This is a genomic window from Arthrobacter sp. TWP1-1 (assembly GCF_049897845.1).
Taxonomy (GTDB): Bacteria; Actinomycetota; Actinomycetes; order Actinomycetales; family Micrococcaceae; genus Specibacter.
The window spans coordinates 159051-170555 of sequence record NZ_JAFCXC010000010.1 but is presented as its reverse complement, the minus strand read 5'-3'; the positions used below and the strand labels follow the sequence as shown (position 1 = coordinate 170555).

The window sequence follows — 11505 nt, the reverse complement described above, 5'->3', positions numbered from 1 at the left end:
ACCACACACCAGATCAACAAACTCCGTGCGGGTGTTCGGGGCAAACAACTTGACCATGAAACGCTCCATCTATCAGAGCGTTGCAACCACCATATGAATTTGCCTCGAAAACATCGGCACCAAGTGTACTTTCGCGCTCGGGCGGGGCGGGCCGGGCTCTGCGCGCTCACTCTGCGGCATTTCCTACTTCTGGGGGCGCAACCAGGTGAACCGCGGCGTTTCCTTCGCCAGAAATGCTGCGACACCAATTGCGGCGTCCTGACTCACGGCCATTTGGCCCTGCCAATAGGCGCTCAACTCATCGACCTCGGTTGAGCCGGCACTGATCGCATTGACCAAGGCCTTGTGCCCGTGAGCGGAGAACTGCGAGCGCGCCGAAAGGTGGAGCGCGAATGCGTTGACCTCCTCCCAGAAGGTGTCGGTGGCGAGGACCTTGGTGACCAACCCCATCTGCAAGGCTTCCTGCGCGTTGACGAAGTCGCCGCTAAACAGCAGGTACTTGGCCGTGGCCGGGCCGGTCAGCTGCACCAGACGTTTGATGCCAGAGAGCGGGTACACGATGCCGATCTTGGCCGGGGTGATGCCGTAGGTGGCCCGCTCAGAGGCCAACCGGATATCGCAGGCGCCGGCGATCTGCCAGCCACCGCCCACGCAGTAACCGTCAACGGCGGCGATGGTTGGTTTGCGAAAGCGGGCCAGGGCGTTCTCGGCCACCGTAATGTCGCCGCCGTCGCTCTGGCCGGTGGCAGGATCATGCAGGATCCTTTCCACGGAGGCAATATCGGCACCAGCGGAGAAGTGGTCTCCAGCCCCGCGCACCACGACCACCTTGACGGAATCGTCGTCATCGAGCTGCGCCAGCAGGTCCTCGAATTGCTGCCACATTTCCTGCGTGATGGCGTTGCGCATCCGGGGATTGTCCATGATGAGCGTGGCCACCGGCCCGGACTGTTCAATTCGCAGCATGCCTACCCTCTCCCCTACCGTTGCCGTGCCTGAATCCACAGTCATCGTACTCATGCAGGCAATTCCTCCCTAGCCGGGACAGGCGCAGGCGCAGCCAGCACGATCCCCGCCTCAATCAGACCGGCTATCTGCTCCTGAGTGAGCGACAACGCCGCGAGGACGGCCTCGGTGTCCTCCCCCAACGACGGCGGGGCCTTGCGAATGCGCGGCGCCTGCCGGTTCACCGAAATTGGGCCCCTGACGAGGGGCAGCTCCGTGCCGTCCGCCCGATGCACGGTCTCCACCATGTCCAGCGAGCGAACCTGCTCGTCGGCAAATGCTTGTTCGTAGTTGTAGATGGGCCCGGCCGGAATGGCGGCACTGCGCAGGAGCGGCAGCCACTCCCCGGCATTCCTACTGGCCAGCAAGGCTTCCAGCTCACCCTTTAGAACGGCTTCATTGGCATGGCGCAGCTTGCCCGTGGCGTACTCGGGGCGCTCCACGAGTTCCGGGGCGCCAAGCAAGGAACACAACTGCTGCCACTGCTTCTCGTTACCCACGGCGATGATGACGGGAATGTCCCCCGTGGCGAACACCCCATAAGGCGTCAGCGCAGGGTGGGTGTTGCCCAGCGGCACGGGAACCTCGCCCGTGCTGAGGTATTTCTGGCTCTGGAATGCACCCAACGCCAGCCCGGTTTCTAGGAGTGAGGTGGACACCTCCATCCCAGCTCCGGTCCTGGCCCGGCCCACCAGCGCCGCGGCGATGGCCAACGCCGTATTGATGCCGGAGACCATGTCGATCATGGGCACACCCACCCGGTACATGTGCTCCGCGTCGGGCCCCGTCACAGACATCAGCCCACTCATGCCCTGCGCCACCTGGTCCAGCCCGGGCGCCTGCGACAGCGGCCCAGTTGCACCAAATCCGCTGACCGAGGCGAGGATCAGCTCCGGTTTAGCGGCACGCAGCTCCTCGGGGTCCAGCCCCATGGTGGCGAGCACTCCCGGGCGGAAGTTTTCAACCACGACGTCGGCACTCATGGCCAGCTTCCACAGCAGCTCCCGCCCCGGTTGGCTATAGAAGTCGATGGCGATCGACTCCTTACCCCTGTTGGCCGAATCAAAGTACAGGCTGTGGTCATTCTCGAATGGTGGCCACGCCCGACTGGAGTCCCCACCCTTGATGCTCTCGGCCTTGATTATTGTGGCGCCCAGGTCCGACAGCAACGCCGTTGCATATGGTCCAGCTAGCGCGCGGCTGAGATCAAGGATTCGGATACCCTCCAGCGGCAACTCCTGCTGGCTACCCATTGGGCACCCCGCGCAGGCGGACGTTGATCTGCTTGGTCTGGGTAAACCCGGCCAGCATGCCTTCTAGGGAAACTTCGCGACCCATGCCGCTTTGCTTGTAGCCGCCATAAGACTGGCCCACCACTTGGCCGCCACCCTGATTGACCTGCACCCAGCCGGCCTCAACCTGATGGGCCGTGTTCAAGGCGTCGTCGAGATTGTGGCTCCAGACATAGGCGGCCAGGCCGTAATTGGAATCGTTGGCCATGCGAATGACATCGGCGGTGTTCTTCCACGGAATCGCCACCAAGACAGGACCGAAGATCTCTTCCTGGGCCAGCCGAAAATCATTCCTCGCTCCGCTGAACACGGTGGGCAGGTGATAGTAGCCCTCGGTCAGCGCACCCTCCGTGGGTGCGTTTCCACCGAGCACGGCCTTCATGCCAGCGGTGGCGCGCCCTTCGTCGAGGTAGCCGGTGATGGATGCGTGTTGCTTGGCGTTGATGATGGCACCCATGTCGCTGGCCTCATCCAGTGGATCCCCGACCTTCAGGGCGCCGAGCTTGGCACTGAGCCGCGTCAGCACGTCGTCGTAAATGTCTTCGTGGAGGAATAGGCGTGAGCCTGCGGTGCAGCTTTGACCTTGGCGGGTGAAGCGCGAGGCGAGGAGCAGACCGTCCAGGAGTTCGTCGTCGACCGCGTCAGGAAAGACGATGGAGGGATTCTTTCCGCCCAATTCCAGCGACATGTGCGCCAATCGCGCCCCGGCCGTGGCGGCCACCCCGCGACCCACCTCGGTGGATCCGGTGAAGGAGACCTTGTCGACGCCCGGGTGGTGGGCCAGCGACTCACCGATGATCGAGCCTCGCCCCGTCATGGCATTGACGACGCCGGCCGGCAGGTGTTTGTTGCACACTTCCGCGAGCAGCAAGATGGTGAGCGGGGCGTCGTCGGCGGCCTTCATGATGACCGTATTGCCCGCGGCTAGGGCCGCCGGGACCTTGAACGCGGCGATCATGAGCGGTGAGTTCCATGGCAGGATCGCGGCGACAACGCCTAGGGGCTCGAGCCTCGTGTATTGCAGTTGGTTATCGCCCGCGGGAAGGGTTGTGCCTTTGACCTCACCGGCAATGCCGGCAAAGTAGCGGAACAGCGAGACCATGGTGGTGGCCTCGGGGCGGGCCTGGGTGCGCAGGGCGTTGCCCGTATCCAGTGCCGTCAGCCTGGCGAATTCCTCGATGCGGGCCTCAAGCTCGTCGGCGATGGCGAGCAGGGCCTTCGCGCGACCCGTGAAATGCTGTGCGCGCCACGCAGGGAACGCCGCCCGAGCCGCGGCAACGGCCCGGTCCACATCGGCTTCGGTGCCGGCCGGGACGCGGGCAATGACGGTTTCGCGGTGGGCCGGGTTCTCAACATCCCGCCATTGACCGCCGGCCGAGGCCACTTCCTCGCCACCAATCCACATGGGCCAATCGCGAACAGTTGGCATTACTAGAACGTCTGTCATGGCGTTTCCTTATCCGAGTGCTGTGGCGGAGGTCTTGAGGGAGCCATCCACGAGGGAGACAATTTGGCTGCAGTCCTTGCCGCCCTCGCCTTCATCGATGAGGCGCTGGAACAGCTGCTGGACGTGCTCGCCGATCTCCAACGGGGTGTTGGTGTTCCGGGCCGCTGCGATGGCAAGACCAATGTCCTTGTTGGCCAGTTCGGCCGTGAACGAGGGCGCGAACCCGTTGTTGGATGCCGCGGTGGGAACCACGCCAGCCACCGGGTACCAGGTGCGCAACGCCCAGCTGTCGCCGGAGGACACGGAGGCAATGTCCCAGAAGACCTGCTTGTCGAGGCCCAGGCGATCGGCCAGTACGGCGCCTTCGGCCGTGGACGCGAGGTTGATGAACAGCATCAGGTTGTTGCAGATCTTGGCGGCCTGGCCCGTGGTGGCCGCGCCCGTGGGGATGATGTTGGCCGCCATAGGCTCGATGTACGCGGAAGCGTCGGCCACGGCGCCACTCTCGCCGCCAATCATAAAGGTCAGCGTCCCGGCAGCCGCGCCGCTCATGCCACCTGAAACAGGGGCGTCGACAAAGCGGAAGCCGGCGGCAGCAGCGGCGTCGTGCACTGCCTGAGCGGACTCGATGTCGATGGTGGAGGAATCGATCAGGAGTGATTCCTTGGCCGCGTTGGCCAGGATGCCGCCGTCGCCGAAGTAAACAGCGCGGACGTGGTCACCCTTGGGGAGCATGGAGAAGACGACGTCGGCGCCAGAGACGGCGTCAGCGATCGAGGCCGCGGGGGTGACACCCGTGGCGACGGCCGCATCGAGGGCAGCGGCACTCAGGTCGAAGCCGCGCACGGTGTGACCCGCCTTGACCAAATTTGCCGTCATGGGTCCGCCCATGTTGCCCAAACCAATCCATGCCACAACCGCCATGATGAAAGCTCCTTTGCTTACGTTTCCCATTATGTCCCAGGGCCGGCGCTTAGCCAGATATGACCAGCATCACATCCTGATAGGGTGCAAACAAGACATATAAAAGCAGACCGCATGTGCATAAATGCAGAATCAGCGGTGCGACATTGGATCGCGACATTTAGATAAGGAGTGATCCAGAGTGGATTTCAAGAGGTTCCCCAGTCCCGACGACCTGCTCATCCTGCTCACGGTGGCAAGGCTAGGGCGCTTTACCGCCGTTGCGGACGCCCTAGACACCACGCACACCACCGTCTCGCGGCGGATTTTGGCGCTGGATAAGCAGATGGGCGGGCGCACGCTGGAGCGAACCCCACAAGGGTGGGAGCTGACGGACCTGGGCCGGGCCGCCGTGGCCGCCGCCGAAGGGATTGAACAAAGCCTGAGCTCCCTCACCACGGGCCTGCGTCATGACGTGGACATCATTTCCGGGGTGGTCAGGGTCAGCACCTCCGACGGTTTCGGCGCCCGCATTGCCACGCCTGCCCTGGTTCGGCTACAAAAGAAGCATCCTCGGCTGCGGGTTGAATTACTCAGCTCCACCCGCCGGCTGAGCCAAAACCGCTCCGGCGTGGACATTGAGGTGGTGCCGGGCAGCGTCGATGCCGGGCGGACAGAGACTGTTTTGCTGACCGATTATGCGCTGCGGCTGTACGCCGGATCGGGATATGCCGCCGAGCATGAACTGCCCGCAACGGTTGCCGAGCTTGCGGACCACCCATTCATTTCCTATGTGGATTCAACGCTTCAAGTCTCCGAACTGGCCCTGCAGCGCGGCGAACTTCCGGCAGGTTCTGCAATGTTCCAATCCACGAGTGTGTTTGCCCAGGTTGAGGCTGTGCGGGCCAACGGCGGCATCGCCATGATCGCGGCGTTCATGGTCCACGGCCAGGAGGGATTTGTGCGTGTACTCCCGGATCATGTGGAGCAGATAGTGCAATATTGGGCCGCCGCACGACCCGAGTCGATGCGTTCACCCGCGGTGCAGGCCGTCCTGGCGGCCTTCAAGCAGGAAACCCGACGGATGAAGGACCAGTTACTCCCGGAGTGAGCGGCTCCGGATTTTAATGACTGCAGGAGCGTTTGGAAATAATGCCCCGTATCTGCAGGAGCGTCGGGTGGGGTGATGAAGTACGACGGCGGGAGGCCGCCCTTTGTGAAAAGGCAGCCTCCCGCCGGGGTGCTTTGGGTGCACCCACCGATCCTCGCTCACATACGGGGTGTTTTTTGCGGACGCTCGCTCACATACGGGGCATTTTTAGCAATCCCTCACTCACGTACGGGGCACTTTTTGTGAACCCTCGCTCACCTGCGGCAGAACGGAAAGGGCGAAGGCTTGTTCACTACGCCGCCCAGCCACCATCCATGACGTAGGAGGAACCGGTCACCATGGCCGCCTGATCTGAGGCGAGCCACGCAACCAGCCCGGCGATCTCTTCGGGTTCGATGAGGCGCTTGATGGCATTCTTGGCCAGCATGATCTCCCCCAACACTTGATCCTCGGGAACCCCATGGCTGGCCGCCTGATCGGCAATCTGCCCTTCCACCAGGGGTGTCCGAACGTAGCCGGGATTGACGCAGTTGCTTGTCACCCCGTGCTCGCCACCTTCCCTGGCCGTGACCTTCGAGAGGCCTTCAAGCCCGTGCTTTGCTGCCACATAGGCGGACTTGAAGGCCGAGGCGCGCAGCCCATGGATGGATGACATGTTGATGATCCGTCCATGCCCCTGCGCGTACATATGCGGCAGTGCGGCCCGGATCAGCAGGAACGGGACCTCCAACATAATGGTGGTGATGCGCCGAAAGGCGGCCGGGTCAAAGTCCTCAATTGGGGCGATGGTCTGAATCCCGGCATTGTTGACCAGGATATCCACCTCAAGCGTCAACGATTCCAGCGCCGCGGTATCGAGCAGGTCAACCTCCCACGACTCCCCGCCCACCTCGGCGGCGATTGCGGCGGCGGCCTCACCATCACGATCGGCCACGATGACATAAGCACCCTGAGCTGCAAGCGCCCGCGCACAGGCGGCCCCCAAACCGCCTGCCCCGCCGGTGATCAACGCCCGGCGCCCAGCCAGAGGTCCGGGCCCAGCCAGAGAACCAGCCAGAGGTCCGCCTACACTCACGCCCTAGCCCACCTTTGATGCGGTCTTGGCCGCAGCGGCACGGCCAAGGGCCAACGTTCCGGCAGCATCGGCGTCGTCAATGTCCTGCAGGGAAACGCCCTTGGTTTCCTTCAGGAACAAGACGGCAATGGCGGTCACCATGCAGGCGCCGAGCAGGTACAGGGCCACGGGGACTGAGGACTTGTAGTGTTCCACGAGCCCTGTGGCGATGAAGGGTGCCATGGAACCGGCCACGATCGAGGTGACCTGGTAACCCAGCGAAACGCCGGAATAGCGCATGCGGGTGGGGAACATTTCGGCCATGATGGCGGGCTGGCCGGCGTACATGAGCGCATGAAACAACAGGCCAATGGTGACGGCGGCAAGGATCATGAAAGTGTTCTTGGTGTCCATCATGGGGAAGGAGAAGAAGCCCCAGGTGGCACCAGTGACGGCGCCGAGCATGTATGTTGGCCGGCGGCCGATCGCGTCGGAAAGCTTGCCGACCAGCGGGACAACAACAAAGTGGATGGCGTGTGCCACGAGCAGGAGTAGGAGGATGCGGGAGGTGTCGATGTCGACGATGATCTTCAGGTACGTAATGGAGAAAGTGACCACCAGGTAGTACAGGATGTTCTCGGCGAAGCGCAGTCCCATGGCTGTGAACACGCCCCGAGGGTAGCGGCGGAGCACTTCCAGCACACCGTAACCGGCCTTGGGGTTCTCCTCGATGTGCTCGCGGGCTTCGAGGAAGATGGGCGCGTCGCTGACCTTGGTGCGGATGTAGTAACCGATCAAGACGATCACGGCCGAGAGCCAGAAGGCCACACGCCAACCCCAGCCGAGGAACGCGGCTTCACTGAGTACGGAGGACAGTGTCAGCAGGACGCCGGTGGCCAGCAGGTTTCCGAGCGGAACGGCGGACTGCGGCCACGAGGACCAGAACCCGCGGGACTTGCTGGGGCTATGCTCGGCAACGAGGAGGACGGCGCCGCCCCATTCGCCACCCACCGCGAAGCCCTGGATGAAGCGCAATCCCACCAGAAGTGCCGGCGCCCAATAGCCAACCTGGCCAAAGCTGGGCAGGCAACCCATGAGGAATGTCGAAACGCCGACAAGGATGATGCTCAGTTGAAGGAGGTTCTTGCGGCCGAATTTGTCGCCGAAGTGGCCAAACACGATTCCGCCGATGGGCCGGGCCACGAAGCCGACGGCGTAGGTCAGGAACCCTGCCATGATCCCGTCGAGCTCGGAGCCGGAGTTCGGGAAGAACATCTTTCCAAACACCAGACTGACGGCCGTGGCGTAGAGGAAGAACTCGTACCATTCCACCACCGTGCCTGCCATGGAAGCTGCGACAACTTTGCGCAGCCCTGATTCCTTCGCCGTCTGTGACGACCCAGCCCGTGATGATCCAGCCTGTGAACTCATGTTTACTCCTCCGCGCCGGGGCGCGCTTGTCGACATTGACAATGGGGCCGGCCCGCGCTGCATTGTGACCCACGCCACGCTTGCCGGTTTTCCCGAGTATGTCAGGCTCCACGAAGGAACATCAATGACCATTAGCGCAGAGTCGGTGCGCATTAATGCACAGCGAGGGCGGTCGGGTTGTTGGACTACTGGCCGAGCTACTTGGACCGGGCGAAAACGAGTCGCGATCTCGTCAGTTAGGCCGAATACAGCCCGTTCAACCAAGCGCCCCACGCTTCGCCAGCGGCTTCGGCATCCGCGCCTTCGGCGAACAGGTGGATCGTCATGCCCACCACGGCACCAAAGGCGTTGCGGCCAAAGAAACGGATCATGGCATCCTCGGTGCGTAGACCCACAAAGTTCTCATCGAGGTAATCCACCGCCGCGTCAACGGTCCCGAGCCCAGCAATGGCGACGCTGACGTGTCCCCCAGCTCCGCCGTCGTCAATCCCCAAGGCGTGCTTGACGGCAGTGAACGCCTCAGGTGAACCCGAAGTAGCCGGCCCCTGAATGTCCGCGAATTCCGCCTGCTGGCCCGAGAAATACTTCACGTACTGGCCCAGCGTGTGCAGGTAGAAGGCGGTGTGCTTCGCGGCGCCGTCGTACTGCTTGTCCCAGTCCTCGAAGAACACGCCGCTGTGTACGTACCGCAGCCACGAGGTGCCGTCCGCGAGCTCGGAGATGTCAAAGTCGAGTTGGTTGAAGAAGCCACCCTCACCGTCCATGCGGTTGGAGTAGCGGTGCGGCGGATCCCAAACCGTCACGGTGCTGCCAAACGGGCCGGCGCCGCCAAGCTTCGGCTCGATCTCCATGGGCCACATCCAGCCCGAGGTTCCACCTGTTGCCGCGGCGAATACCTGCGCGGGGGTGCCGTCGACTTCGGTCTCGTGCACGATCTTGAATTCCTTGGCCATCGTTGCTCCCTAATTTCAGCTCGCGAATTTCAGCTCCTGAGCTAAGTATGCCAACGTCAGCAACGTAGCGGGAGACCCGCGAGCCAGCTGGCGTTACAGTGCCGAATTGCCGGGAGCAGCAGCAAAGGTGAACAGCCGGCGGACCACCAGGCCGTCGGCGAGCGCGTCCAGGCCCTCGTTGATCTCGGTCAGCGGCTTGGTGTCGGTGTGCAGCAGTTCAATGGGCAGGTTGCCATCGCGCCACATCTGGATATAGGCCGGGATGTCGCGGGAGGGATCGGCGTCACCCATGTAGGAACCAATCAGCCGCTTGCCCGTGCCAGCGAATTGCAGCGCCTGCACGTTGAGCATCTGGTCCGGATGCGGCAGCCCCACCGAGACGAGGGCGCCGCCGCGATCCAGCAGGCCAAGGCACGCCTCCATGACCTTGGCGCTGCCGACGGCCTCGATGGCCACATCAACTCCGAAGCCGGTGTGCTCGGCCACCAGCTCGGCAGCCTCGGCAGGGGAACCGGCGAAGTGCGCACCGCAACGCAGCGCCAGTGCCTGCTTTTCCGGCAGCGGATCGATGGCTACGACGGTGGTGTATGGAATCTGCACGGCAGCCATGACGGCGGAAAGACCCACGGCCCCCATGCCAAACACAATCACCGACTGCCCCGCGGTGACGTTGGCGGAGTGGACCACGGCGCCAATTCCGGTGAGGGCGGCGCAACCGAACATGGCGGCGATATCCAGCGGGACGTCGTCGTCAATCACCACCACGGATTCGCGAGCCACCACCGCGTACTCCGAGAACGCGGACACGCCCAGGTGGTGGTTGATCCGCTCCCCCGACGCCGAGCGCAGGATGGCCTCACCGTGCAGCAGATCCCCCGTGCCGTTGACCTCCGCGCCTCGATGACACAGCGCAGGCCGGCCACTGGCGCACGCCTTGCACGTGCCGCAGCTGGGGACGAAGACCAGAACCACGCGGTCGCCGACTTTCACCCCGGCCACGTCAGGCCCGACGCCGGACACGGTTCCGCTGGCCTCGTGCCCCAGAGCCATCGGAAGTGGGCGGATGCGCGAACCGTTGATGACCGAGAGATCGGAGTGGCACAGGCTGGCGCGCTCGATCTTAACCAGTACCTCACCCGCACGTGGAACCGGGATTGGCAGCTGCTCAAGTACGAGCGGCGCGCTGTCCGCATAGGGCCGTTCGGCGTCGGCGGTCCGGAGAATGGCGCTGGTCATCATCGTTGATTCAGTCATCCGTTGATCCTTCAAAAGATTCAATGCGCTGGACCCAGTTTGGGTATGACCCGGCCCGGCCTGATGGTTTTGAAGTGATCATACTTGCTGCCGCGGCAACGGTAGACTCCGTGATCATGAGTGCCGACGCAAAAACCCGAACCATCCACGCCATCTTCCTCGATGTTGACGGCACATACGCAGACTTCGGGATTGTCCCTGAAGCACACGTTGTGGCTGTGCAGGCGGCACGCGCCAACGGGCACAAGGTCCTGCTCTGCACCGGGCGGCCAGTGTCAATGCTGCCAGCACATATTCTCGACGCAGGCTTTGACGGTCTGATTGCCAGCGCCGGCGCCTACGTGGAAGTTGCCGGCGAAGTCCTCGTGGACAAACGGTTCCCGGCCGATCTGGCGAAAAGAACCGTAGCGATTTTGGATGCCAACGATTCTGTCTACGTCTTGGAGGCGCAGGAATCACTCCATGTGGCCCCGGCCGCGGAGCAACGGCTGCGGACCATCGTCGAAGGACACTTCCAAAAGTCGGCCCCCGGCCAGCCCCGCGGCTCTTCAGCCATTCTGGATTCGCTGCTCCCCTGGTCACAGGATTCGCCCCTGTTCGCCAAGGTCACCGTGTTCGAGTCCCGCATTCCCATGGACCAGATGGTCGCAGAAATTGGTGCAGAGATTGCCGTCGTGGCCAACTCGATTGCGAACGAAGGCAGCCATGCCGGCGAGCTGTACCAATGCGGCATCAGCAAGGCCGACGGCGTGGCTGCCGCGATAGCGCGCTTGGGTATTGAGCAGAAAGACACCATCGCGTTTGGTGACGGTCAAAATGATCTGGAAATGATCGCCTACGCGGGCATGGGCGTGGCCATTGAAGGTTCCAGCGCCGAACTCCTAGCCATCGCGGACCGCACGGCCGCGCCGCCAAGCCGCGAAGGCATTGCCGCCGCGTTCGCCGACCTTGGGCTGATTTGATGAACCGGCGCTGATCTAATCAACGTCCAGCGCCAATCACCCACATTGCTACGACCGGACACACTGCACTGGCGTAGGGTAGAAAATCCAGAC

General features: G+C 63.1%; 10 protein-coding genes. 2 read left to right on the top strand and 8 right to left on the bottom strand.

The window, feature by feature from the left end; translation table 11 throughout:
• Positions 1-183 precede the first annotated feature (183 nt).
• From ACP7B9_RS15760 to mmsB, 4 genes are read right to left on the bottom strand one after another with little or no spacing between them, the layout of a single operon-like run.
• Positions 184-1020, bottom strand: a complete 837-nt coding sequence (locus ACP7B9_RS15760; RefSeq protein ID WP_425864909.1) for an enoyl-CoA hydratase/isomerase family protein — start codon at positions 1018-1020, stop codon at positions 184-186.
• A complete protein-coding gene (locus ACP7B9_RS15755; protein WP_425864908.1) occupies positions 1017-2258 on the bottom strand; it encodes a CaiB/BaiF CoA transferase family protein in 1242 nt (413 codons plus the stop codon). Before ACP7B9_RS15755 ends, ACP7B9_RS15760 begins: the two co-directional genes overlap by 4 nt.
• Positions 2251-3744 carry an aldehyde dehydrogenase family protein gene (locus ACP7B9_RS15750; RefSeq protein WP_425864907.1) on the bottom strand — a complete coding sequence of 498 codons (1494 nt, stop codon included), beginning with the start codon at positions 3742-3744 and terminating at the stop codon, positions 2251-2253. Before ACP7B9_RS15750 ends, ACP7B9_RS15755 begins: the two co-directional genes overlap by 8 nt.
• Positions 3745-3753: 9 nt before the next feature.
• The gene (gene mmsB, locus ACP7B9_RS15745) at positions 3754-4668 is read right to left on the bottom strand and encodes a 3-hydroxyisobutyrate dehydrogenase (RefSeq protein WP_425864906.1); all 915 of its coding nucleotides are present in this window, start codon (positions 4666-4668) and stop codon (positions 3754-3756) included.
• A 181-nt stretch (positions 4669-4849) separates the two neighbouring features.
• Between mmsB and ACP7B9_RS15740 the strand changes: the two genes are divergently transcribed.
• Positions 4850-5758, top strand: a complete 909-nt coding sequence (locus tag ACP7B9_RS15740) for a LysR family transcriptional regulator (protein WP_425864905.1) — start codon at positions 4850-4852, stop codon at positions 5756-5758.
• A gap of 292 nt (positions 5759-6050) precedes the next feature.
• On the opposite strand, the gene ACP7B9_RS15735 is transcribed toward ACP7B9_RS15740, so the two are convergent.
• The 4 genes from ACP7B9_RS15735 to ACP7B9_RS15720 form a co-directional block, all read right to left on the bottom strand.
• Positions 6051-6833: a 3-hydroxybutyrate dehydrogenase gene (locus ACP7B9_RS15735; RefSeq protein ID WP_425864904.1), complete on the bottom strand. Its 783-nt coding sequence runs from the start codon at positions 6831-6833 to the stop codon at positions 6051-6053.
• A 3-nt stretch (positions 6834-6836) separates the two neighbouring features.
• Positions 6837-8243 (bottom strand): MFS transporter, encoded by a 1407-nt coding sequence (locus ACP7B9_RS15730; RefSeq protein ID WP_425864902.1) that lies wholly within the window; start codon positions 8241-8243, stop codon positions 6837-6839.
• 236 nt (positions 8244-8479) lie between these two features.
• The gene (locus tag ACP7B9_RS15725; RefSeq protein WP_425864901.1) at positions 8480-9196 is read right to left on the bottom strand and encodes an SRPBCC family protein; all 717 of its coding nucleotides are present in this window, start codon (positions 9194-9196) and stop codon (positions 8480-8482) included.
• 93 nt (positions 9197-9289) lie between these two features.
• Positions 9290-10432 carry an alcohol dehydrogenase catalytic domain-containing protein gene (locus ACP7B9_RS15720; RefSeq protein WP_425864914.1) on the bottom strand — a complete coding sequence of 381 codons (1143 nt, stop codon included), beginning with the start codon at positions 10430-10432 and terminating at the stop codon, positions 9290-9292.
• A gap of 134 nt (positions 10433-10566) precedes the next feature.
• Between ACP7B9_RS15720 and ACP7B9_RS15715 the strand changes: the two genes are divergently transcribed.
• A complete protein-coding gene (locus tag ACP7B9_RS15715) occupies positions 10567-11412 on the top strand; it encodes an HAD-IIB family hydrolase (protein WP_425864899.1) in 846 nt (281 codons plus the stop codon).
• The last annotated feature ends 93 nt before the right edge of the window (positions 11413-11505 follow it).

Bases quoted from the DNA above. Each gene is read 5' to 3' on its own strand.
- ACP7B9_RS15760 (WP_425864909.1), bottom strand. From the start codon at position 1,020: ATGAGTACGATGACTGTGGATTCAGGCACGGCAACGGTAGGGGAGAGG.
- ACP7B9_RS15725 (WP_425864901.1), bottom strand. From the start codon at position 9,196: ATGGCCAAGGAATTCAAGATCGTGCACGAGACCGAAGTCGACGGCACC.
- ACP7B9_RS15755 (WP_425864908.1), bottom strand. From the start codon at position 2,258: ATGGGTAGCCAGCAGGAGTTGCCGCTGGAGGGTATCCGAATCCTTGAT.
- ACP7B9_RS15720 (WP_425864914.1), bottom strand. From the start codon at position 10,432: ATGACCAGCGCCATTCTCCGGACCGCCGACGCCGAACGGCCCTATGCG.
- ACP7B9_RS15715 (WP_425864899.1), top strand. From the start codon at position 10,567: ATGAGTGCCGACGCAAAAACCCGAACCATCCACGCCATCTTCCTCGAT.
- ACP7B9_RS15750 (WP_425864907.1), bottom strand. From the start codon at position 3,744: ATGACAGACGTTCTAGTAATGCCAACTGTTCGCGATTGGCCCATGTGG.
- ACP7B9_RS15730 (WP_425864902.1), bottom strand. From the start codon at position 8,243: ATGAGTTCACAGGCTGGATCATCACGGGCTGGGTCGTCACAGACGGCG.
- mmsB (WP_425864906.1), bottom strand. From the start codon at position 4,668: ATGGCGGTTGTGGCATGGATTGGTTTGGGCAACATGGGCGGACCCATG.